Origin of the sequence: Streptomyces sp. NBC_00572, from assembly GCF_026341815.1 — a bacterium.
Classification (GTDB): Bacteria; Actinomycetota; Actinomycetes; order Streptomycetales; family Streptomycetaceae; genus Streptomyces.
This window is the reverse complement of record NZ_JAPENX010000001.1, coordinates 3,996,197-4,018,757: the sequence shown is the minus strand read 5'-3', so window position 1 is coordinate 4,018,757 and position 22,561 is coordinate 3,996,197. Positions and strand designations below refer to the sequence as shown.

Annotated in this window: 20 protein-coding genes; 5 read left to right on the top strand and 15 right to left on the bottom strand. The window is 71.5% G+C overall.

The features are described 5' to 3' along the window. Positions 1 to 10: 10 nt before the first annotated feature. The 5 genes from OG514_RS18800 to OG514_RS18780 form a co-directional block, all read right to left on the bottom strand. The gene (locus tag OG514_RS18800) at positions 11 to 2,581 is read right to left on the bottom strand and encodes a SpoIIE family protein phosphatase (RefSeq protein ID WP_266896181.1); all 2,571 of its coding nucleotides are present in this window, start codon (positions 2,579 to 2,581) and stop codon (positions 11 to 13) included. A 144-nt stretch (positions 2,582 to 2,725) separates the two neighbouring features. Next, on the bottom strand, positions 2,726 to 3,148 hold the full coding sequence (locus OG514_RS18795) for an ATP-binding protein (RefSeq protein WP_266896179.1): 423 nt from the start codon (positions 3,146 to 3,148) through the stop codon (positions 2,726 to 2,728). Between the two features lie 143 nt (positions 3,149 to 3,291). Continuing rightward, positions 3,292 to 3,744 (bottom strand): (deoxy)nucleoside triphosphate pyrophosphohydrolase, encoded by a 453-nt coding sequence (locus tag OG514_RS18790; protein WP_266896177.1) that lies wholly within the window; start codon positions 3,742 to 3,744, stop codon positions 3,292 to 3,294. A gap of 40 nt (positions 3,745 to 3,784) precedes the next feature. Then, positions 3,785 to 3,964, bottom strand: a complete 180-nt coding sequence (locus OG514_RS18785) for an SPOR domain-containing protein (protein WP_266896175.1) — start codon at positions 3,962 to 3,964, stop codon at positions 3,785 to 3,787. Between the two features lie 680 nt (positions 3,965 to 4,644). After that, positions 4,645 to 5,397 (bottom strand): GntR family transcriptional regulator, encoded by a 753-nt coding sequence (locus OG514_RS18780; protein ID WP_266896173.1) that lies wholly within the window; start codon positions 5,395 to 5,397, stop codon positions 4,645 to 4,647. A gap of 349 nt (positions 5,398 to 5,746) precedes the next feature. Between OG514_RS18780 and OG514_RS18775 the strand changes: the two genes are divergently transcribed. Continuing rightward, entirely contained in the window at positions 5,747 to 7,075 is a 1,329-nt protein-coding gene (locus OG514_RS18775; RefSeq protein ID WP_266896171.1) for a glycoside hydrolase family 18 protein, read from the top strand. Positions 7,076 to 7,280: 205 nt separating this feature from the next. Here the strand turns inward: OG514_RS18775 and OG514_RS18770 are convergent, their stop codons facing one another. Further along, positions 7,281 to 8,459, bottom strand: a complete 1,179-nt coding sequence (locus OG514_RS18770; RefSeq protein WP_266896169.1) for a DUF4190 domain-containing protein — start codon at positions 8,457 to 8,459, stop codon at positions 7,281 to 7,283. Between the two features lie 96 nt (positions 8,460 to 8,555). Continuing rightward, complete coding sequence (locus OG514_RS18765) at positions 8,556 to 10,130, bottom strand: S8 family peptidase (protein ID WP_266896167.1); 1,575 nt, start codon at positions 10,128 to 10,130, stop codon at positions 8,556 to 8,558. A 175-nt stretch (positions 10,131 to 10,305) separates the two neighbouring features. On the opposite strand from OG514_RS18765, the gene OG514_RS18760 reads away from it, so the two are divergent. Further along, on the top strand, positions 10,306 to 11,442 hold the full coding sequence (locus tag OG514_RS18760; protein WP_266896165.1) for a threonine synthase: 1,137 nt from the start codon (positions 10,306 to 10,308) through the stop codon (positions 11,440 to 11,442). Between the two features lie 7 nt (positions 11,443 to 11,449). On the opposite strand, the gene OG514_RS18755 is transcribed toward OG514_RS18760, so the two are convergent. The 5 genes from OG514_RS18755 to OG514_RS18735 all read right to left on the bottom strand — a co-directional run bounded on the left by OG514_RS18755 (position 11,450) and on the right by OG514_RS18735 (position 16,471). Continuing rightward, positions 11,450 to 12,208, bottom strand: a complete 759-nt coding sequence (locus OG514_RS18755) for a DUF4232 domain-containing protein (RefSeq protein WP_266896163.1) — start codon at positions 12,206 to 12,208, stop codon at positions 11,450 to 11,452. 78 nt (positions 12,209 to 12,286) lie between these two features. Beyond that, a complete protein-coding gene (locus OG514_RS18750; RefSeq protein ID WP_266896162.1) occupies positions 12,287 to 14,962 on the bottom strand; it encodes a BTAD domain-containing putative transcriptional regulator in 2,676 nt (891 codons plus the stop codon). Positions 14,963 to 15,226: 264 nt separating this feature from the next. Then, positions 15,227 to 15,697, bottom strand: a complete 471-nt coding sequence (locus OG514_RS18745) for a DIP1984 family protein (protein WP_266896161.1) — start codon at positions 15,695 to 15,697, stop codon at positions 15,227 to 15,229. A 92-nt stretch (positions 15,698 to 15,789) separates the two neighbouring features. Continuing rightward, complete coding sequence (locus OG514_RS18740; protein WP_266896159.1) at positions 15,790 to 16,281, bottom strand: cupin domain-containing protein; 492 nt, start codon at positions 16,279 to 16,281, stop codon at positions 15,790 to 15,792. 31 nt (positions 16,282 to 16,312) lie between these two features. After that, positions 16,313 to 16,471 (bottom strand): hypothetical protein, encoded by a 159-nt coding sequence (locus tag OG514_RS18735; protein WP_266896157.1) that lies wholly within the window; start codon positions 16,469 to 16,471, stop codon positions 16,313 to 16,315. A gap of 40 nt (positions 16,472 to 16,511) precedes the next feature. Between OG514_RS18735 and OG514_RS18730 the strand changes: the two genes are divergently transcribed. After that, the gene (locus OG514_RS18730; RefSeq protein ID WP_266896155.1) at positions 16,512 to 17,093 is read left to right on the top strand and encodes a Uma2 family endonuclease; all 582 of its coding nucleotides are present in this window, start codon (positions 16,512 to 16,514) and stop codon (positions 17,091 to 17,093) included. 111 nt (positions 17,094 to 17,204) lie between these two features. On the opposite strand, the gene ychF is transcribed toward OG514_RS18730, so the two are convergent. Beyond that, on the bottom strand, positions 17,205 to 18,293 hold the full coding sequence (gene ychF / locus OG514_RS18725; protein ID WP_266896153.1) for a redox-regulated ATPase YchF: 1,089 nt from the start codon (positions 18,291 to 18,293) through the stop codon (positions 17,205 to 17,207). Positions 18,294 to 18,686: 393 nt separating this feature from the next. Here ychF and OG514_RS18720 point away from each other — a divergent pair, with 393 nt between their 5' ends. Continuing rightward, positions 18,687 to 19,205: a DUF6542 domain-containing protein gene (locus OG514_RS18720; RefSeq protein ID WP_266900889.1), complete on the top strand. Its 519-nt coding sequence runs from the start codon at positions 18,687 to 18,689 to the stop codon at positions 19,203 to 19,205. Between the two features lie 61 nt (positions 19,206 to 19,266). Here OG514_RS18720 and ppgK read toward each other — a convergent pair whose 3' ends face one another. Beyond that, a complete protein-coding gene (ppgK, locus tag OG514_RS18715) occupies positions 19,267 to 20,010 on the bottom strand; it encodes a polyphosphate--glucose phosphotransferase (protein WP_266896151.1) in 744 nt (247 codons plus the stop codon). 30 nt (positions 20,011 to 20,040) lie between these two features. Continuing rightward, positions 20,041 to 21,075 carry a 4-hydroxy-3-methylbut-2-enyl diphosphate reductase gene (locus tag OG514_RS18710; RefSeq protein WP_266896149.1) on the bottom strand — a complete coding sequence of 345 codons (1,035 nt, stop codon included), beginning with the start codon at positions 21,073 to 21,075 and terminating at the stop codon, positions 20,041 to 20,043. A 63-nt stretch (positions 21,076 to 21,138) separates the two neighbouring features. Here OG514_RS18710 and OG514_RS18705 point away from each other — a divergent pair, with 63 nt between their 5' ends. Further along, positions 21,139 to 22,509: an APC family permease gene (locus OG514_RS18705; RefSeq protein ID WP_266896147.1), complete on the top strand. Its 1,371-nt coding sequence runs from the start codon at positions 21,139 to 21,141 to the stop codon at positions 22,507 to 22,509. Positions 22,510 to 22,561: the final 52 nt, after the last annotated feature.

Here is a 22,561-nt window from a genome sequence, read left to right as displayed (position 1 = left end):
GCGGCGTGCGTCAGAACATGCTGAGGAGCTGTTCCACGGTGGGTTCCGCCGCACCCTCGCCGTCGGGCAGGGCCAGTTCGAACCAGACGGTCTTGCCGCGCGGGGTGCGGCGCGAGCCCCAGGAGGAGCTGAGCAGGCCGACCAGTTGGAGGCCGCGCCCGCCCTCGTCGGTGTCCTTGGCGCGGCGGCGGCGCGGCTGGACGAGGCCGGCGTCCCAGACCTCGCAGACGAGGGTGCGGTCGCGGAGCAGCCGCAGCCGGATCTCCCCCTCGCCGTAGCGCAGCGCGTTGGTGACGAGTTCGCTGACGAGGAGTTCGACGGTGTCGACGAGCGGTTCGAGGTCCCAGGCCTTGAGCTGGGTGCGGGCGAGTTCCCGTGCCCGGCCGACCGATCGGGGTTCCCTGGGCAGCTGCCAGTCGCCGACCGCTTCGGCGGGCAGTCCCTGGATCCTGGCCATGAGGAGGGCGATGTCGTCCTCGCCGTGCCCGGTCTCCAGGCTGTTGAGGACCCGGTCGCAGACGTCCTCCAGGGGGCGGGCCGGGTCGGTGAGGGCGCGCCGGAAGGCGCTCAGGCCCTCGTCGAGGGGATGGTCGCGGGATTCGACGAGTCCGTCGGTGTAGAGGGCGAGGAGGGAGCCTTCCGGCAGTTCGACCTCGACCTCCTCGAAGGGTTCGCCGCCGACCCCGAGGGGCATCCCGGGGGGCACGTCGAGGAGCAGGGCCTCTTCGCCGGGTTCGACGAGCACCGGCGGGAGGTGTCCGGCGTTGGCGAAGGTGCAGCGGCGGGTGACCGGGTCGTAGACGGCGTAGACGCAGGTGGCGAGGTAGACCTCGGAGAGTTCGGGGCCCCGGGACTTGTGGCCGCGGGACTGCTGGGCGCCGATGGGGGCGCCGAGGCCGCGGGCGATCTCGTCGAGGTGGGAGAGGACTTCGGCGGGCTCCAGGTCGAGCTGGGCGAGGGTGCGGACGGCGGTGCGCAGTTCGCCCATGGCGACGGCGGCGCGCAGGCCCCGGCCCATGACGTCGCCGATGACGAGGGCGGTGCGGTGGCCGGGGAGTTCGATGACGTCGAACCAGTCGCCGCCGACCTCGGTGGCGGCGGTGCCGGGGAGGTAGCGGCAGGCGATGTCGAGCCCGGCCGCCTCGGGGTCGCCGGGCGGGAGCAGGCTGCGCTGGAGGATCAGGGCCCGCTCGTGCTCGCGGCGGTAGAGGCGCGCGTTGTCGATGCAGACGGCGGCGCGGGCGGCGAGTTCGACGGCGAGGGCACGGTCGCGCTCGCCGAAGGGCTCGCTGCCCTTGGCGCGGGAGAACTGGACGAGTCCGACGACGGTGTCGTGGGCGACCATCGGGACGACCAGGGTGCTCTGGACCAGGTCGCCGTCGGCGCCGGGCACGGTCCGGAGGCGGCCGGTGCGCAGGGCCCCGGCGCACGGCGAGTTGAAGGGGTAGCGGTGGACGGCGCCGACCTCGATGGGGTCGCTTCCGCAGCAGCCGCTGTCCGGTCGGTGGCCCTGGTCGGTTCTGAGGGGGGTGTCGGAGACGGCGCTGGCGACGGCGACCCTGCGGAGTTCGGCGCTGCCGGCCCCGTAGCCGACGTCGTGGGAGCTCCCCCACCGGCCGGGCGGTGCCTCGTCTCCGGTGAGCAGGCCCTGGTAGAGGTCGACGGAGGCGAGGTCGCAGAAGCCGGGGACGGCGACGTCGAGCAACTCGCGGGCGGTGGACTCCAGGTCGAGGGAGTTGCCGATGCGGGCGCCGGCCTCGTTGAGGAGGGCGAGGTTGCGGCGGGCGCTGGCGGCTTCCCTCGCGGCGTTGTGGCGGCGGGTGACGTCGATGCCGAGCCCGGCGACGCCGATCGGACGGCCGGAGCCGCTGTGCACGCGGTAGAGGTTGATGGACCAGTGGCGGCGGTCCCGGGCGCCGGGTGCGGCGCCGACTATCTCGAAGTCGGTGACGGACTCCCCGGTCTCCAGGACGCTCCGGAGGGCGGCGGTCATCCGGTCGGCCTCGGGCCGGTTGAGGTAGTCGTGGACGGTCCGGCCGCGGTGGTCGTCGGCGGAGCCGCCGAAGACGGTGGCGAAGCGTCGGTTGGCGCGCTTCACGGTGAGGTCCGTGCCGAAGAGGAGAAAGCCGAAGGGGGATTGGCCGAATATCGCCTGGGAGGCGGCGAGGTCCGTCTCGATGCGGCGCAGGGCGCGGACGTCGACGACGATGCACAGCGCGGCCCGTTCCCCGGCCTGGGTCTCGCTCGGCATCACGTACATCTCGGCGATGCCGTGGGGCCGGTCCTCACCGGGGATCCGGAAGGGGACGAGGCCTGTCCACTCCTTGCCGTCGAGGATCTCCCTGACCCTCCGGTGACCGCGCTCGCGCAGGTCGGCGGGCATGAAGGCCTCGACGGGGTCCTTGCCCCTGGCGTCCTCGGCGGTGACCCCGAAGAGGTCCACGGCGCGTCGGCTCCACTGCTCGACGAGTCCGTCGGGCCCGATGGAGAAGGAGGCCACCCGGATGTAGTCATAGATGGAGCCGGGCGGGCTGCTCTGCCACACGACGCCGCCACTCGCCTTCTCAGGTATCTCGCTCACGCGACCGTCCCCTCCAGCTCACCGCACCGGACCGGCCATGCCCGCAGTATTCAATACGGCAGGCCCCGACGGCACGACGTTCACGATCACAGGGTGGTCTCGTTCGCCTCGCGCCGAGTACCGGTGATCGTTGTCCCACCCTGTTTACTCACCAGGGAGAGCCAGCTCGAACCATACGGTTTTGCCTGTCCTTCCCTTACGGGTGCCCCAGCGGCGTGCGGAACAGGCCACGAGACCGAGTCCGCGGCCCCCTTCGTCCTCGGGTCCGGGGGCGCGCTCGGTGGGCGGATCCGGAAGCGGATCCGAAACCTCCACGAGCAGCGCGGGCTGGTGAGCGGGGTCCGCGCCGTCGAACCGGGGCCGGACGAGCCGCACTCCGATCGGCCCGGACGCGTACCGCAGGGAGTTGGTCACCAGCTCGCTGACCAGCAGGACGGTCACATCACCGAGGGCCGAGTCGAGTTCCCAGGCCCTCAGGGTTTCGCGCACGGCGTGCCGAGCCGTGCGCACGGCGTTCGCCTCCGCCGGGAAGTTCCACTCGGCGCGGTCGCCGTCGGTGTCGATCACACCCGATCACTTCCCCAGCCGTGCGTCAGCAGGAAGGCCCACGTCCTCTTTCAACGTGACAATCAGGGCATACCCCACATTTGGGGCAAGATATCGCGCTGGGCGCAGCAGCGGGCGCACGGTGGCACGAACGGCGTAGAAACTCAGTCGCGCGCTCCGGTTCCGGGCGCCGCGGGGAGCCACCGGGCGGCCTCGGCGACGGCGGGGCGGTCCTGGTCGAGCCAGTCGACCGAGTCCAGCTCGGACCGGGCGAGCCAGCGCAGTGCGTCATGGTCCTCCAGGGGGCGCGGTTCACCCGAGAGCAGTCGGGCGGTCCACACCCGCAGGACGTATCCGGGCTTCAACGGCCATTCGCCGGGGATGCGCTCGCCCGGCTCGACCTCGACGCCGAGCTCCTCGCGCAGCTCTCGGACCAGCGCCTCTTCGGGGCTCTCCCCCGGTTCGAGCTTGCCGCCGGGCAGTTCCCAGCGGCCGGCGAGCTCGACGGGGGCGCTGCGGCGGGCCGCGAGCAGCCGCCCCCGGTCGTACAGGGCGCCCGCGACGACGACCACGACGGGCTCGTGGGGTGTGGCGGGGTCGGTGGTGCGTTCCGTCATGGGCGCGAGCGTAGCCCGACACCTTCGGCGCCCGCCGGGCTCAGAGGGCGGGGGTGCCGATGCGCTCGACCCAGTAGAGCTGCTTGTGGCCGCGGTCGTCGAGGCTGTCCGCGATCTTCTGTGCTTCGTCCTCGGTCGCATACCGCCCCACCCGGTAGCGGTTGCCGTTGTCGTCCTGCCGAATGACGAGCCAGGTGAGGACGGGGCCGCTCTCGGCCATCAGGCTTCTCCCTCCGCCGGTCCGGGGGCCGCTAAGGATCTCCGGGAAACCGCAATCCGCATATGCCGGAGCTTACGCCTGACCTTCACACAGCGGATACGTAATTACACAAAGAGATACGGATCGGCCGGGAACCGACGGAGGGAGGCTGAAGGCCACGCCCCGGGGCCACCCCGGGAACGGTCGGTACGGGCACAGGGACGGGCCCGACCGTGCGGGGCGTAGCTCGGCAAGTAGCCCTCGCGACTGTCGTCGGCGGCCGGCTCGGCGCAGCCGCGGCGGGGCCGCCGGGCGCCGGCGCGATACCCCCGGTGCCTCAAGGGCCTGAGACGAGCCCCACCCGGCTCCGGGGTGGGGGTGGCGACCCGACCGTGTTCGCCACGAGGGTTTCCGTCGTCCGACCGGCGCGCGGGGACGGACGAGGAAGGTGCAGGAGCCGGTCACACCCGGACGACGGCGGCACGCGGTCGCCAGGCGATGCCGCGAGTCGACGCCCCGTCAACTCGCGGTCGAGCAGCCGGGACATCGGGGCCCGTCGAACGGTCGACCACCCCACCCCACCGTCGCCCCCTCACCGTCGACTCTCACGGTCGGGCACTCGCCGTCGGCCCTCACCGTCGGCCCTCACCGTCGACTGTTCGCCTCCGAAGGCCCGCCCTCGACGCCTCACGGCCGAGACCTCACCGCACCGGCAAGTGGTACGAGAGGCGGTAGCGGTCGGCCGGGACCACGACGTCCGCCGTCTCGACGGCCCGTCCCGACGCGTAGTACGTGCGCTCCACGACCATCACCACATGGCCCGGCACCCCGCCGAGCGCCAGGAGTTCCTCGGCGAGGCCCGGCCGGGCGCCGACCTCCTCCACCACGTTGTCCACGACCACGTCGATGGCCGCCATCCGCTCGACGACACCGCAGCCGCCCAGCGGACCCTCCTCGGGCAGCATCACCGGGGTCCGGCCGGTGACGGCGAGCGGCTCCCAGGAGGTGGCGACCATCATGGGCTCGCCCCCGTCCCGGTACACGTACCGCGTGCGCATCACGCGCTCCCCCAGCTCGATGCCGAGCCGCTCGGCCACCTCGGCGCTCGCGGCCTCCTGCTCACTGCCCGACTCCCAGGTGCCCCGCGCCCCTTCGGCCGCCTGCTCCTGCCGGAAGGGGCTGGCCCCGGCCGCCGGGCGGTAGCCGGAGCGGGCGATCCTGCGCGGCACCGGGCGCTCCCGCACATAGGTGCCCGAGCCCGAGCGCCCCTCCACGAGCCCCTCGGCCATGAGTACCTTGCGGGCCTCCAGCGCGACGGTGTCCGACACCCCGTACTCCTCGCGGATGCGTGCCTGCGAGGGGAGACGGGTATGCGGCGGAAGCGAGCCGTTCGCGATCTTCTCCCGCAGATCGCTCGCCACGCGCAGATAGGCGGGCTGCTCACCGAACGTCACTGGACACTCCCCTCAGGTTGACTTACAGCTACAGACTGGCAACCGACGGTCGCGATCCGCAAGCATGGGCCAAAGTTTCACTCGAAGTGATGACGCCGAGATCACACCTCTTGCTACCCACGGTCACCCCGGGTAGGCCGCGGCGAGATCACGTCGAACCCCTTGACCCGCATTGGTACAGACCAATACGTTCCTGCGTGCACGCCTACCGCAGCCCCCCTTCGCAGCCTCCCTTCGCAGCCTCCCTTCGCGCGCTCCCTCTACGTGCTTCCTCCACGCGCTCCCTCTGCGCGCAGCCCTCGCACGCTCCATCCGCACGCTCCATCCCGCCTCGCACAGGAACGAGCCCATGCGCCCCAGAGCCATGACCAAGCTGACCTTCGGCGCCGCCGCGGCCACTCTCGGTCTCCTCGCCACCCTGGCCCCCACCGCCGACGCGCACCAGCCCTCCGGGCACAAGCCCGAGCTGAAGCGCATCGGCTACTTCACCCAATGGGGCATCTACGGACGGAACTTCCAGGTCAAGGACCTGGAGACGAGCGGCACCGCCGCCAAGCTCAGCCACATCAACTACGCCTTCGGTGTGGTCGGTTCGGATGGCAAGTGCCTCATGGGCAACGCGCCCGGCTCCGACCCGTGGGCGGACTACGTGCGCCCCGTCGACGCCGCCACCTCGGTGGACGGCGTCGGTGACACCGCCGACCAGCGGCTGGCCGGAAACTTCAACGAGTTGCGCGAGCTGAAGGCGAAGAACCCCGGCCTCAAGGTCATGATCTCGCTGGGCGGCTGGAGCGGCTCGGCGCACTTCTCCGACGCGGTGCGCACCGAGGCCGGACGCAAGACCCTCGTCGCCTCCTGCATCGACACGTACATCAAGGGCAACCTGCCCGTCGACGGCGCCCGCGGCGGTGCCGGAGCCGCCGCCGGGATCTTCGACGGCGTCGACCTGGACTGGGAGTGGCCGGGCTCGGAGGGCAACCCCGGGAACGGGATCCGCCCCGAGGACAAGCCCAACTTCACCAAGCTGGTACGGGAGTTCCGCACCCAGCTCGACACGTACGGGCGTTCGCTGAAGAAGCGCAAGCACTACGAGCTCAGCGCGTACGTGCCCACCGCGCCCGCCAAGATCGACGCGGGCTTCGAAGTCTCCAAGATCATGCGGGACTTCGATTTCGTGAACCTCCAGGGCTACGACTTCCACGTCTCCGGCGAGAAGACCACCGCCCAGCAGTCCGCGCTCTTCGCCAGGAACGACTTCAGCGTCGACCAGACCGTCAACGCCTGGCTGCGGCGCGGAGCCCCCGCCCACAAGCTCGTGGTCGGCATGCCGTTCTACGGCCAGGGCTGGACCGGCGTCACCGGCGGCGGCGACGGCCTCGGGCAGCCGGCGACCGGCCCCGCCCCGGCGACCTGGACGGCCGGCTCGGAGGACTACAAGTTCCTGAAGGTGCTGGCGGATTCGGGGACGTACAAGCTGCACCGGGGCTACCGCAACGGCCACGCCTGGCTCTTCGACGGCACCACGCTGTGGACGTACGACGACCCGACCGTGCTGCGCACCAAGGCGTCCTACGTCCGGCAGAACCGGCTCGGCGGCGCGATGGTCTGGTCCCTCGACGGGGACACCCCGGACGGTGAGCTGATCACCGCCATCGACCGGGGTCTGACCAGGCGCTGACACCCACGCAAGACGCTTCCGGCCGCCCGCTCGGCGGCCGGAGCCCCTGAACCGCGGACCGGCCCCGCCGCTCGCGGTGCGTGCCGGGAGCGGCGGTCGGTCACGGGCCGCCGCTTCCCGGCCCATCGCACGGTCCGCACACGACGGGGCCGGGCCTCCCGAGGGAGACCCGGCCCCGTTCTCGTACCCCCGCTCGGGCGGGGTCTCAGGCCGAGGTGCTCGGGCCCTCCGGCGCGGTGCCGGTCAGGCCGAGCGCGGTCCGTGCGGCCGCGCTGTCGGGGACGGATTCCCAGGCCTCGTCGTAGGCCTCCCAGTAGGCCGCCGCGTCGGCGGCCGTCGCCAGTTCGAGCCACTGCTTCGAGGACGCCCCGAGCTCCTTGCGGAGGGTGGTGACGGCGGCGGTGGAGCCGGCCGGCCAGGAGTGCTTCCCGAGCTCCGTGTAGGCCGCGTCGAACGTCGAGAGCAGCTCCATGGCCCACGCCTTGTTGGCGGCGAAGTCCTCGTCCGGGCCGTCGTCCGGCTCGCGGTACATGACGGTCTCGATCGGGTTGACCGTCTTCAGGAAGTGCTGCTGGTGGGCGTCCAGGGTGCTCGCGTCGGAGCGCACGGACCCGCTGAAGGACCGCTTCTCGGTGGCGAACGTGCAGGTCACCGTACGGTCGCCGGCGCGCCAGCTCTGGCTGCTCGGCAGGTAGTAGAACAGCCACACGTCGCCGGGAACGGCCCATGTGTCCATCGCGTACATGGCGTTGACGGCCTCGCATCGCTTCTCCGCGATCTTGTCGATCGCGTCCTCGCCGGGCCACTTGGCGAAACCGGTGACCTTGAATCCGCCGGTCACCTCGCCCTCGTGGGGACGGGCGCAGTCGACGACCGTGACGTCCGTCGTGTACTCCTCCAGATCGCCGTCGGCGCTGAAGCACTGACCGGTCTTCAGGGAGAACGCCGACTGCGAGCGGGACGCCTCGTCCAGGCCCTTCTTGAAGCCGCTCCAGGCGGAGCTGAAGCCGCCGGTGGCGAGGCCGATCACGAGCAGCAGGCAGCTGAGGGCGGAGAGGATCATGCCCGCGATCGCGAGCCCCTGGCCCGCCTGGTCCCGCTTCTTGATCTGCGGAAGGGCGACGAGGCCCAGGATCAGACCGAGCGGCGGCAGGCAGCAGACGATGCCGGAGACGAGGGAGCCGACGGCAAGCCCGTTGGTGGTACGCCGAGGCTGCCCGTACGGGACGGCGTTGGGGCCCGTCAGGTACGGCATCCCCGGCGAGGTGTACGGCCCCGGGGCGGGCCATCCGCCCTGCTGCGGGCCTCCCTGAGGGGAGGGCGGCGGCGGGGTCGGCGGGGTCGGCTCCACGGGTACGGTGCTCCTGTCCGGGGCGAACGGCACGAACAAATGATCGGTCGCGCATCGTACCCGTGGCGTATGACGGAAGGGTCGGTCGCCCGCGGGCGACCGACCCTCATCACTCACGATCCGTCGGGCTCAGAACTGCAGGGCCCAGGAGTCGATCTTGCCCGTGTCGATGGACGCGTTGTCCGTGACCCGGAGCTTCCACGTGCCGTTGGCGACCTCCGAGGAGGCGTTCACGGTGTACGTGGTGTTGATGTTGTCGGAGCTGCCACCGGTGCCGAAGCCCTTCAGGGTGTAGGCCGAACCGTCGGGGGCGATCAGCTGGACCTGGAGGTCACCGATGTAGGTGTGGACGATGTTCACGGGCACCTGGAGGGCGGCGGGGGCGTTGCCCGTGACGCCGCTGACGGTGACCGGGGACTCGACGGTCGCGTTGTCGGCGATGGCGAAGTCGGCGGTGTTCTCGAACTTCGGGCCGGTGGGCGGGGTGGTGGTGCCGCCGCCGACGTAGAGCAGCCGGTTCGGGGAGCCGCTGCCGGGGTTGGTGACGACGTTCGGGGTGGCGGCGGTGGTCAGGGCCGTGGAGACCTGCGCCGGGGTCGCCGTCGGGTTGCCGGCGAGGTAGACGGCCGCGGCGCCCACGACGTGCGGGGTCGCCATGGACGTACCGGAGATGGTGTTGGTGGCGGAGTCGCTGGAGTTCCACGCCGAGGTGATGGAGGAGCCCGGGGCGAAGATGTCCAGGACGGTGCCGTAGTTGGAGAAGCTGGAGCGGGCGTCGGTGCTGGTCGTGGAGCCGACCGTGATGGCCTCGGAGACCCGCGCCGGCGAGTAGTTGGAGGCGTTGGCGCTGTCGTTGCCGGCGGCGACGCCGTAGGTGACGCCGGAGGCGATCGAGTTGCGCACGGCCGTGTCGAGGGCGGAGTCGACGCCACCGCCGAGGCTCATGTTGGCGACGGCCGGCTTGACGGCGTTCTGCGTGACCCAGTCGATGCCCGCGACGACCTGCTCGGTCGTGCCGGAGCCGGAGTTGTCGAGGACGCGGACGCCGACGATCTTCGCCTTCTTCGCGACGCCGTACGACGTGCCCGCGACCGTACCGGCGACGTGGGTGCCGTGGCCGTGGCCGTCCTGGGCGACGTTGTCGTTGTCGATGGCGTCGTAGCCGTTGAAGGCCCGGCCGCCGAAGTCGCTGTGCGAGATCCGCACACCGGTGTCGATGATGTACGCCGTCACGCCCTGGCCGGCGGTGTCCGGGTAGGTGTAACTCTGGTTCAGCGGAAGGGCCTTCTGGTCGATCCGGTCCAGGCCCCAGGACGGCGGGGAGGGCTGCGTGCCGTCGACGTGGAAGACGCGGTTCTGGACGACGGAGGCCACGGCGGGGTCGGCCGCGAGCTTCCTCGCCTGCGCCTCGGAGAGCTCGACGGAGTAGCCGTTGAGCGCCGAGGTGTACGTCCGCTTGATCTTCGCGCCGAACTTGGCCGCTACGGCCCGGCCCTTGGCGGTCTCCGCCTGCGCCGACTCGTCGAGGGTGACGATGTAGCTGCCCGCGATCGTGCCTTCGACTCCCGCGTTCTCGATGACACCCTCCGGGGCGGCCGGTGAGGCGGCGGCCGGGAGGGTGGAGAGGGTTCCGAGGGTGAGGGCGGTGACGGCTATCGCCGCGGCGGTGGCGATTCGACGTCGTGATTCACGCATCACTGACATGTGAGGGGTCCTCCTCATTGGTGGTGCGTTGCTGTGGGGGATTAGCAGGGACATGACAAGACGATGTGACGTCACGCCGCCTCGCGCATTCGGCTGCCGAGCGAAAGATTGACTGATCCATAGGAATCTCACAAGGGCTCTCGGCAGCCCGCAACACCCTCGCCACACGGATGACATGCTGATCTTCATGACTGCCTACGTGTGCCCCCGCTGCCAGGTTCACTCGCCCACGGACACCCTCACCTGGTGTTGTCCGAAGTGCCGTGGCCCCTGGGACCTGGAGTTCGCGAGTGGGCCGGTTTCCCTCCCGTCACTCGCGTCACGACGAAATTCGTTGTGGCGTTACGAGGAGGCGTTGCCGCCGATGCCGTACGCGCCGGAGGTGACGCTCGGGGAGGGCCGCACGCCCCTGGTCCCCCTCATGGAGCGGGAATCGGGGTCGGTTTCGGCCAAGCTCGACTTCCTCATGCCGACCCTGTCCTTCAAGGACCGCGGCGCGGTGATGCTCGCCGCCCACGCCCTGCGTCTCGCACGGGCCGGCGGCCTCGACCGGGTCGTCGCCGACAGCAGCGGGAACGCGGGCACGGCGATCGCCGCGTACGGAGCGCGGGCCGGACTCGACTGCCTCGTGTACGTGCCCGAGGGCACCTCCCCGAAGAAGCTGGAGCAGATCCGGGCGCACGGGGCCCGGGTCGTCGAGGTCCCCGGCGACCGCGAGGCCACGGCCCGCGCCGCGCGGGCGGCCGCCGACGAGCCCGGCACCTTCTACGCCTCGCACGTGTACAACCCGTACTTCCTGCACGGCACCAAGACCTACGTCTACGAGCTGTGGGAGGAGCTCGGCGGACGCCTCCCCGACACGATCGTCGTCCCGGTGGGCAACGGCACCCTGCTCCTCGGCGCCGCCCTCGCCCTCGACGAGCTGTACCGCCACGGGCTCACGGACAACCGCCCCGCCCTCGTCGCCGTCCAGGCGGAGGCCGTCTCCCCGCTGGCGGCGGCCTTCCACGCCGGCGCGGAGGAGCTGGGCGAGGCCGTCCCCGTCCGGCCCACCCTCGCCGAGGGCATCGCGATCCCGGCCCCGCCCCGCGCCCACCAGATCCTGCGCGCGGTACGGGCGACGGGCGGCACGTTCCTGACGGTGACGGAGGACCAGATCCGTACCGCCCAGCGGGACCTCGCCCGCCGCGGCCTCTTCGTCGAATCCACCGGCGTGGCCTGCTGGGCCGCGGTCCAGGCGGCCCCGCCGCGCCCCGGCCTCACGGTGGTGCCGCTGTGCGGGGCGGGGGCGAAGACGGGCCTGGCGGTGTGACGGTGGCTCAGAACTCGTCGGCACCGTTGCGGAGCTCGTACGTCCAGTAGCCCGTCTTCGCGGCGGCCTCGTCGACGGCCAGGCCGCCCGCGGGGGCCTGGACGACGATGCTGCCCTCGGCCGGACCCTCGGGGGCGAAGAGGTTCACGTTGAAGGTCTTCACGACCTTGTTGTCCTCGTGGGCGCCGCCGAGCGCGATCCGCACATTGGCGTACGCGGGCGCGCCCGGCTTCACGACGATCGGGGCGGCCGGCTTGCTCTTGGCGACGGCCGGGACGTCCTTGGCGGTCTGGATCGGGCCGAAGGCGATCAGCGGGTACTGGAGCAGGGTGCAGGCACTGCCGGAGGTGTTGGTGGCGGTGAGGACGATGTGCTCGGTCGGCACCTCGTCGGCCTTGGCCGCCGTGACCTTGATGTCGCCGTAGGCACAGGCGGGCGCCTTGGCGGAGGACTTGCCGCCGGTCGAGGCGCCGGTCGTCGACCCCTTCGTGCCGGTGCCGCCGGACGTGCCGCCGGTTCCGCCGGTCGCCGTCGAGCCGCCGGTGGAGCCCGAGCCGCTCTTGGCCGCGGTCTGGTCGGCCTCGCCGGCGGCGGCCGTTCCGTTGTCGGTGGTGCCGGCGGAGGCGTTCCCGGAGCTCTGCTGGGAGGCGCTCGCGCTCCCCGCGTCCTTGGCTCCGGTGTCCGTGCCGCCGCAGGCGGTCAGGCCGAGCGAGAGGGCGGCGATGGCGGCGGCGGCCAGGACGCTGGACTTGTGGTGGGTACGCATGGTGGTTCTCCCCCGTGTGTGTTCGGTCGGTGCTGTATCCAGCTTCCGGCCTGGCGCTGCCGTCCCGCTTGCGTACCGCTAACGATTCGCTGACAGGCGCGAAAGCCCCGCCGCGGCCCGCGCCGAACCCTCGGCGAAACCGGCCGCGTCGGACGCCACGATCGCGCGTTCCAGCTGGTCAGCGGCCTCTTCGACGCGACCTATACCCGCCAGCGCCTCACCCCGGACGATCTGCAGCTGGGCCTGGACGACCACCGCGTCGGGTGCGACCAGTTCCCCGGCGCGAAGGGTGTGCGCGAGCGCCGCGTGGTAGTCCCCCGCCTTCATGCAGTGCCCCGCCAGGTGATGGAGGGTGAGCACCTGGGTGGACGGATGCCCCGTTCGGTCGGCGAGTGAGACGGCGTGGAGCATGAGCAGCCCGGCCCGCTCGTGCTCCCCGGTCGCGTCCAGGACGGCCGCGTGGTTGACGTAGGCGATCGCCTCGCTGATGGTGTCGCCGGCCCGGGCGGCCAGGCCGGGCGCCTTCTCCAGATGGACGAGCGCCTCGGCGTCCCGGCCCTCCTCGTGCAGGATCCAGCCGAGCAGCGCCCTCGTCCGCGACTGCGCGTCGAAATCGCCCATGTGCTCGGCCGAGGCGAGCCCTGCCTCCAGGAGCGGCGTCCAGCCGTCCCCGATCCGCATGAGCATCAGCGGCCACTGCACCAGGGCGAGCCGCCAGGCCCGGTCGTGCAGGCCGAGGGCGGCCGCGGCGGCGACCGCCCCTTCCAGGGCGGCGCGTTCGGCCACGTACCAGTCGAGGGCCGCCGTACGGTCCTCGAACTCGCGGGTCGCGGCGGGCCGGCGGGCGTCGGCGGGCAGCGAGTAGCAGGGCTGGGAGCCCGGCTCGGCGGCGGCGTCGGCCGCGAGCCCCGTGTAGAGGTAGTGGTCGAGGAGGCGGGGCAGGCCCTCGGGATCGGCCCCGGGGGCGATATGGCGGGCGTAGAGGCGCACCAGGTCGTGCGGCATCCAGCGGCCGGGGACGGACTCGGTGAGCAGATGGGCGGCGGCGAGCCGGTCCAGGTCGGCGGAGGCCTGGGTGGGGGACGTGCCGACGAGCGCTCCGGCCGCGAACCGGTCCAGGTCGGAGCCGGTGTGCAGACCGATCGCGCGGAACAGTCGGGCCGCGGACTCGGGCAGCTGCTGCACGGTGAGGCGCAGCGCGGCGGAGACGCCCCGGTCCTCGACGTCGAGCAGCATCAGCCGGCCCTGCTCGTCGGCGAGCTCGCCGACCATCGCGTCGAGCGTCCACTGCGGGCGCTCGGCGAGCCGGGCCGCCGTGACCCGCAGCGCGAGCGGCAGTCCGTCGCAGAGCCCGGCGAGCCGTGCGGCGGCGGCGGGTTCGGCGGCGACCCGCGTCTCGCCGAGGACGGTGGTGAGCAGGGCGGTCGAAGCGGCCGGGGGAAGGTGACCGAGCGGCACCGGCCGGGCCGCGTCGGAGGCGATGAGGCCGCCGAGCCGGTCTCGGCTGGTGACCAGGCTCGTGCAGTGGTCGCCGCCGGGCAGCAGGGGTCTGACCTGCTCGGAGGAACGGGCGTTGTCGAGGACGACGAGCAGCCGCCGGTCGGCGGTCAGGGACCGGAACAGGGCGCCGCGCGCCTCGACGGCCTCGGGTATCCGTTGCGGCTGCACGCCGAGCGCGAGCAGGAACTCGCGCAGGACGGCGGCGGTCTCGGGCGCCGGGGTGTCGCTGAAACCGCGCAGGTCGGCGAAGAGCCGTCCGTCGGGGAAGTCGGCGCGGCGCTCGTACGCCCAGTGCACGGCGAAGGCCGTCTTGCCGACCCCGGCGGGTCCGGTGACCAGGCAGACGGGACCCTCGCCCCCTCGTACGGCCCGGTCGAGGGCGGCCAGCTCGGCCCCGCGCCCGGTGAAGCCGCGTGGCGCGCGCGGCAGCCCCTCCGGCGCCGCGACCGAGACCGGAACGACCGGGCGGGCCACGGCGACGGGCTCGGCGGCGCGGAGCAGTGTCGCGTACGCCTCGCTGAGCGTCTCGCCGGGGTCGACGCCCAGCTCCTCGGCGAGCAGCCGCCGGGTGCGGTGGTACCAGTCGATCGCGTCGGACTGCCGGCCCGAGCGGCCGAGCGCCAGCATCAGCGCGGCCGCGAGGGACTCCCGCAGGGGGTGTGCGACGGCCTCGGTCCGCAGTACGGCGGCGGCCCTGGCGTGCTCGCCGAGCTCCCCGTACGCCTCCGCGAGCGACTCGACGGAGGCGAGCCGCAGCTCCTCAAGGCCCCCGGCGGCGGCTTCGAGCGGCCGGCTGTGCACGGTTCCGGTGAGCGCGGGCCCCTGCCAGTACGACAGGGCCTCCCGCAGCATCCGCACGGCGTCGGCGGGTCGCCGCTGCACCCCGGCGAGCGCCACGAGCTCCTCGAACCGGTGCGCGTCCACGAGCGACTCCGGCATCCGGAGCACGTACGCCGAACCCTGGGTGGCCAGCTCGACCCCGTACGCCTCGGCCCCGTGCTCGGCGAGCAGCGCCCGAAGCCGCGAGACGTGCCCCTGCAGGACGGTCTTGGCATGGGTGGGCGGCTCTTCCTCCCACAGCGCGTCGATCAACTGATTGACGTTCACGGCGCTGTTGGGCCGCAACAGGAGCATGACCAGAAGGCTGGACCGTTTGGCGGGCCCCAGGGCTACGTCCCCGTCCTCCGTCACCAGCGCAACGGAGCCGAGCAGCCGGAACTCCACCAGTACACCTCCGTGATCCTTCTCCCCCATTTCCCCAGCAGTCGAGGATACGTGGGGTGGAGGGGTCGAAAGCGACGTGGAGATCCCCGATCCCGCCCTCGTCGTCCGAATCTGCACATGGTGATGAACTGTGCGTTGTGCACCGTTACCTGTGCGCTGTGCTGAGCGGCTGTGTAAAAGGGGAATCGAACCCCTGCGCTGCTCCCCACGCACCACAGTGGACCGGATCGACCGCCGGTCCTCGGCTTGTGCACGCCCTCGGGACGACTACCTGCTCCACGTCGAGCGACTCGCTCAGTCCAGCAGATCGACCTCCCAGTTCGACCGCTGGATCAGCACGTCGACCTCACGGATCTCCCGTGCCAGCACGTCGGCCTGCGCCCGCAGGGGCGCCACGGGAAACGCCGACAGCATCTTCAGCTCGGACCGCAGCTGCCGCACCATGCCGTGCTGGTCCCGCCCGGCGGCGGCGTCGGCGGCCGACGTGACGACGGAGTGCCGCAGCCGCAGCACATCGCGCCGGGCCAGCGCGTCGGTGAGCGTGCCCCCGCCCTCGACGACGGCCTGGGCGTTGGTCCGGTTGATCCGCCGGATCAACCCCTCCAGCTCCCCCAGGACCTCGTCGGACTCGGCCAGCAGGGCGGCCGCGTCCTCGGCAGGCTCCTCCCCCTCCTGATACCGAGCGCTGCTGACCACCCGAGCCCGCAACTGCTCGACCCGCCGAGCGGCATCCGCCCGCAACACCAACGCCTCGGCAAGCTTCAAACCCCACACCTCCACCACAACGATTCCGTCTGAAAGTATGCCCGCCGATCCGGGCGGGGCCCCGGATCGACCCCTCTTACTCCGCTACTCCACTACTCCACGAAATAGGAGTCGTGCCGTACGAAGAACTCGGCGCGCTCCTCATCGGTGGCGTCCGCCATGGCGGCAAGACCCTCGAAGTACTCCTCGCGGGCAGCACCGGGCGCGAAGATCATCAGCATCTCGGCGGGCGCGTCCGAGTCGTTGCGGAAGGCGTGCAGGCCGCCCTGCGGCACATACAGGAAGTCGCCCTTCCGCGCGTCGACCCAGCCCTCGCCGTCGAACAGCCGGACCGTCCCGTCGAGCACGAAGAACGACTCCGAGATCGTCTTGTGGAAGTGCGTCCTGGGCCCGCCCGCCTTCGCACTCATCTCCACCCGATAGAGCCCGAACTCGCCCTGTGTGGAGGCCTTGGTGGCCAGATAGTGAATCGCGTCCTTGCCCGCGACACCGAACTCGGGTGGGGTGTCCACGGCCCGGAAGACCGCACTGACCTCTCCCTCCTCGCGGTGGTACACCTGCTCCGGATACTCCGGGTACGACATCGAATCCCCCTCGATCGACGGCCCTGCCTGACTACGGTTCCCTGCTCTTGATCAACCACGGGCCGACCGGCGTATTCCGTCCCGGAACCCCGGAGATGTCGCGGTCCGTGGCGACGTCCTCGGGCACCGGCAAGGAAGCGGCTTCGAGCATCCCGACGACGCCCGCGCGCCGATTGCGGATCAGCGGCACGACCACCCCTCGTGACGACCACAATCGCTAGGGTTGTCCCATGACGGCACTGCCCGACTGGATGCGCCCGCCGCGCGCGGAAGGCTGGTTCGCGGAGGACCTCGACCGCCTCCCCGAGGCACCCCGCCACACCGAGCTGATCGACGGAGCCCTCGTCTTCATGATGTCGCCCCAGAGGTGGTGGCACGGCCACCTCGTCACCATGCTCACGGTCGCACTCATGGAGCAGGTACCCGCCGACACCAGAGTCGTCCGCGAGATGACCATCAAGCTCGACCCGCGCAACCGTCCCGAACCGGATCTGCTGGTGACGACGGCCGAATTCGACGGTGACCGCACCTGGTTCGCACCGGAGGATGTCCGGCTCGTCGTCGAGGTCGTCTCACCCGAGTCCGCCCATCGCGATCGCACGGTAAGGCTCCGCAAGTACGCGGAGGCCGGCATCCCGCACTACTGGTGCATCGAGGACGAGGACGGGGCACCCGTCGTCCACGTCTACGAGCTCGACGAACCCACCGGCGCCTACGCTCCCGCCGGTATCTTCCGAGGCACCCTCCAGCGCCCCGTGCCCTTCAAGGTCAGCCTGGACCTCGACGAGCTCACGCCGCCCCGGAGCAACTGAAAAGCCGGCACCACGTCGGCACGGGAATGCGGAAGGGGTCGGACTCTGCCGAGTCCGACCCGTTCTGACCTGCACATTTGCCCCGCCAAGGACGTGGCGCAATCCATCCGCTCAGACGTTGAAGCGGAACTCCACCACGTCGCCGTCCTGCATGACGTACTCCTTGCCCTCCATGCGGGCCTTGCCGGCCGCGCGGGCGTCGGCTACCGAGCCCGTTTCCACGAGGTCGGCGAAGGAGATGACCTCGGCCTTGATGAAGCCCTTCTGGAAGTCGGTGTGGATGACACCGGCCGCCTCGGGGGCCGTCGCGCCCTGCTTGATCGTCCAGGCGCGGGATTCCTTGGGGCCGGCCGTCAGGTAGGTCTGGAGGCCCAGGGTCGCGAAGCCGACGCGGGCGAGGGTCGCCAGGCCCGGCTCCTCGGCGCCGACGGACTGGAGGAGCTCCATGGCGTCCTCCTCGTCCAGCTCGGCCAGGTCCTGCTCCAGCTTGGCGTTCAGGAAGATCGCCTCTGCCGGGGCGACCAGGGCGCTCTGCTCCGCCTTGAACGCGTCGTCCGTCAGCTCGTCCTCGTCCACGTTGAAGACGTAGAGGAAGGGCTTGGTGGTGAGGAGGTGCAGGTCGTGGAGGAGCTCGGTCTTCTCCGTGCCCTGCACGATGCCCTGCGAGAAGAGGGTGTCGCCGCGCTCCAGGATCGCCTGGGCCGCCTCGACCGCGGCGACCTTCGGCGCCGTGTCCTTCTTGATCCGCATCTCCTTCTGGAGGCGCGGCAGGACCTTCTCGATCGTCTGGAGGTCCGCGAGGATCAGCTCCGTGTTGATCGTCTCGATGTCGTCCTTCGGCGAGACCTTGCCGTCGACGTGCACGACGTTCTCGTCCTTGAAGGCGCGGATGACCTGGCAGATCGCGTCCGACTCGCGGATGTTCGCCAGGAACTTGTTGCCGAGGCCCTCACCCTCGCTCGCGCCGCGCACGATGCCCGCGATGTCGACGAAGTCGACCGTCGCCGGGAGGATGCGCTGGGATCCGAAGATCTCCGCGAGCTTCGTCAGCCGGGCGTCGGGGACACCGACGACTCCGACGTTGGGCTCGATCGTGGCGAACGGGTAGTTGGCCGCCAGCACGTCGTTCTTGGTCAGGGCGTTGAACAGGGTCGACTTGCCGACATTCGGCAGACCGACGATTCCGATCGTGAGCGACACGGTGGCGACTTCCTGAAGGTGTGGACGGGGGGCCGATCCCCCAGTTTACGGGCGGCCCGAACCGGCCAGTGACGCCGACCTTCGGTCGTTCTCGGGGGCAAGGTCACCCAAAGGGCGTGTCCCGGACCCCGTTCCCGCCCCTTCCCGACCTACGTTGGTGGAGTGGAGCAGCACAGGACAAGTCAGCCGCAAGGCCGCCGACGGCCGCAAACCCCCGTCACGACGCCCGTCACCACCCCCGTCGCACCGCCGCCGGTCACGCCGCCGGCCGCGCTCGTGGAGGGTGCGGCCGTCTACCGCGTGACCGGCCGGACCAGGCGGGGCCCGGGCGCCGCGCGCGTCCAGCGCGCCGGAGCCCCGGGAGCCGCGGTCGGAAAGCCCGGCGGCCGCCCCGTGCCGCCCGTCGTGCTCGCCCTTCGCCGGCTTCCCTCGCCCCGCCTCACCGGGCTGGGCGCCGGGCTCTTCGCCTCCGCGGTCATGCTGGTGCTCGGCCTGCTCGACCTGCTGCTCTTCGACGGCTCCCCCGTCGTCTACGGGCTGCTGTTCCTGCCCGTCAGCGCCCTGACCGCGCTCTGGGTCCGTACCGCCGACCTCGTCACCGCACCCATCGGCGTCCCCATCGCCTTCGCCGTCGGCGTCGTCCCCATCGCGGGCGGCACGGGCGGTTTCGGCGGCCAGGCCATGGCCGTCGTGACCGCCCTCGCCGTGCACGCCGGCTGGCTGTACGGCGGCACCCTCGTCGCCGGGCTCATCGCGAGCGTACGGAAGGTGCGGGAGATGGGGCGGCGCCAGCACCTCGCCCGGTCCGGTGGATCCGGTGCCTCCGGGACCGCCTCCGTGGCCGGTGAGGCGCCGGGTGGGGCTGGTGGGCCGGGTGGGGCCGCTGCCGCCCGCCGTCGCCCCGTCGCGTAACCCGTCTCCCGTAACCCCTACCCGTACGCCCCGGGGCTCCGTACCCTCCGTACGCCGCCCCCTACGCCGACCCCGCCGCCATCCCCGCCCCCACGATCCCCGCGTTGTTCTGGAGTTCCGCCGGGACGATCTCCGCGCGGATGCCCTCGATCAGCGGAAGGAACTTGTCCGCCTTCCGGCTCACCCCGCCGCCGATGATGAACAGCTCCGGCGAGAACAGCATCTCCACGTGCGCGAGGTACTTCCGCAGGCGGCGCGTCGCCCAGTGTTCCCAGCTGAGGTCCTCGTCCTCCTTGGCCTTCGTCGACGCCCTGGTCTCGGCGTCGTGGCCCTTGAGCTCCAGGTGGCCGAGCTCCGTGTTCGGGACGAGGCGGCCGTCGACGAAGAGGGCCGAGCCGATGCCCGTGCCGAGGGTCAGCAGGATCACGGTGCCCTTGCGGCCGCGGCCCGCGCCGAAGGTCATCTCCGCGATTCCGGCCGCGTCTGCGTCGTTCAGGACGGTCACCGGGAGGCCGCCCAGGCGCTCGCTCAGCAGGGTGCCCGCGTCCACGCCGATCCATGATCTGTCGACGTTCGCCGCCGTACGGATGGTGGAGCCGGTGACCACCCCCGGGAAGGTCACCCCCACCGGTCCGGTCCAGCCGAAGTGCTCCACGACCTCCGCGACGCAGCCCGCCACACCGTCGGGTGTGGCGGGCTGCGGGGTCAGTACCTTGTGGCGCTCCTCGGTGAGCGCTCCGCGCTCCAGGTCCACGGGGGCGCCCTTGATGCCCGAGCCGCCGATGTCCACTCCGAAGACGTTCATGGAACCCACGGTAAGGGCTTCCGTACGGAGTTACTCCTTGACCGCTGCCTTCTCCAGCAGCTTCGCCGCCTCGGCCCGCAGGTCCTTGTTGCGGAGCTCCTTGGGCAGCGAGAAGGTGAGGGACTCGTCGGCCGTCTTGACGATCTCCACGTCGGCGTAACCGCGCTCGGAGAGCCACTCCAGGACCTCCTGCACCAGGATGTCCGGGACGGAGGCGCCGGAGGAGAGGCCGACGCTGGTGACGCCCTCCAGCCAGGCCTCGTCGATCTCGCTCGCGAAGTCGACCAGGTAGGCGGCGGGGACGCCGGCCTGCTTGGCGACCTCGACCATGCGGATCGAGTTCGAGGAGTTCTTCGAGCCGACGACGATGACGAGCTCGGCCTGGCCGGCCAGCTCCTTGATCGCGATCTGGCGGTTCTGCGTGGCGTAGCAGATGTCGTCGGACGGCGGGGAGATCAGCTGCGGGAACTTCTCCTTCAGCGCGTCGACCGTCTCCATCGTCTCGTCGACCGAGAGCGTGGTCTGGGAGAGCCAGACGACGCGGGACGGGTCGCGGACCTCGATCTTGGCGACGTCGCCGGGACCGTCGACCAGCTGGATGTGGTCGGGGGCCTCGCCGGAGGTGCCGATGACCTCCTCGTGGCCCTCGTGGCCGATGAGGAGGATGTCGAAGTCGTCGTTGGCGAAGCGGACGGCTTCCTTGTGGACCTTGGTGACCAGCGGGCAGGTGGCGTCGATGGTCGCGAGCCGGCCCTGACGGGCCTCCTCGTGGACGGTCGGGGCGACACCGTGCGCGGAGAACATCACGATGTTGCCCGGCGGCACCTCGGTCGCCTGGTCGACGAAGATGGCGCCCTTCCGCTCCAGGGTCTGGACGACGTACTTGTTGTGGACGATCTCGTGCCGGACGTAGATCGGGGCGCCGTACTGCTCCAGGGCCTTCTCCACCGCGATCACGGCACGGTCCACGCCCGCGCAGTAGCCGCGGGGAGCGGCGAGCAGGACACGCTTCGGGCGGTTCGTCGCGGAGGCGGAATCGGGCGTCGACGCGGGCGTTGCAGTCATGCGTCCCATCGTAAGGCCGCGTCGGTGAGCGGTTTGATCGGTGCCGTGGCCGAAACTGTGGCCATGGCCGAGGATTCGCAGGTGGCGGCGCACGGGGACGACGCGGAACACACGGGACTCCGACGGAACCTCGGGTTCCGAGACCTGGTCGTCTACGGACTGCTCTTCATCGCCCCCATGGCGCCCGTCGGCGTCTTCGGCACGCTCGACGCGAAGTCCGGCGGCGCGGTCGCACTCGTGTACGTCGTGGCCACGGTCGCCATGGCGTTCACGGCGTTCAGTTACGCGCAGATGGTGCGGGTCGCGCCGCAGGCCGGCTCCGTCTTCACGTACGCGCGCAAGGGCCTCGGCGAAGGGCCGGGATTCATCGCCGGCTGGATGGCGATGCTCGACTACCTGCTGATCCCGGCCGTCGCCTATCTCTTCGCCGGCATCGCGATGGAGGCGCTGGTCCCGGAGGTGGACCGGTGGGTGTGGACCGGGATCGCCGTCGTCGTCACGACCCTGCTCAACCTCTGGGGCGTACGGGCCGCCGCCCGGGTCGGCTTCGCGGTGCTCGCGATGGAGATCGTCGTGCTGCTCGTCTTCGTCGTCTCCGCGATCGTGGTGCTCGTCCAGGACGGGGCGCGGCGCGACTGGTGGTCGCCGCTCACGGGCGATGCCTCGTTCTCCTTGGCCGCCGTCGTGGGCGCGGTGTCCGTGGCCGTCCTGTCGTACCTGGGCTTCGACGCGATCGCCTCCTTCGCGGAGGAGGTCACCGGCGGTTCGGCGAAGGTGGCGCGGGCGCTGCTGTTCTGCCTGGCCCTCGCGGGCGTCCTGTTCATCGCGCAGACCTGGTTGGTCTCGCTGCTCGAACCGGTCTCCTCGGCCGAGCTCGCGGCCGACCCGGGGAAGCAGGGTTCGGCCTTCTACGACGCCGTCGAGAGCGCGGTCGGCGGCTGGCTGCACGACCTCGTGGCCGTCTCGAAGGCGATCGGCGCGGCCTTCGCGGCGCTCGCGGGACAGGCGGCCGGCAGCCGGCTGCTGTTCGCGATGGGCCGCGAGCGGCGGCTGCCGCACGTGCTCGCCCGGACGGACTCGGGCGTACCGCGGGTGGCGCTCCTGGTGTCGGCGACGGTGACGATGATCGCGGCGGTGTGGGCGGCCCGGCGGGACGACGGCCTCGACCACCTGGTGTCGGTGGTCGACGTGGGCGCCCTGACGGCCTTCGTCCTGCTGCACGCGAGCGTGGTGGGCTGGTTCGTGGTGCAGCGGGCGGAGGGACCGCCGCACTGGTTGAGGCATGTCGTGCTGCCCGTGGTCGGGGCCGTGATCCTGATCGCGGTGATCGTGGAGGCCTCGGTGGCGGCGCAGGTGGTGGGCGTGGTGTGGCTGGGCGTGGGCCTGATCGTCCTGGCGGTGCAGGGGACGACGCGGACGCCCGCGGGGCGCTGAGGTCGCCGTGGCGGGCGCGCCGGGTCCGGCTGCGGGCAGGGCGCCCGGTCCG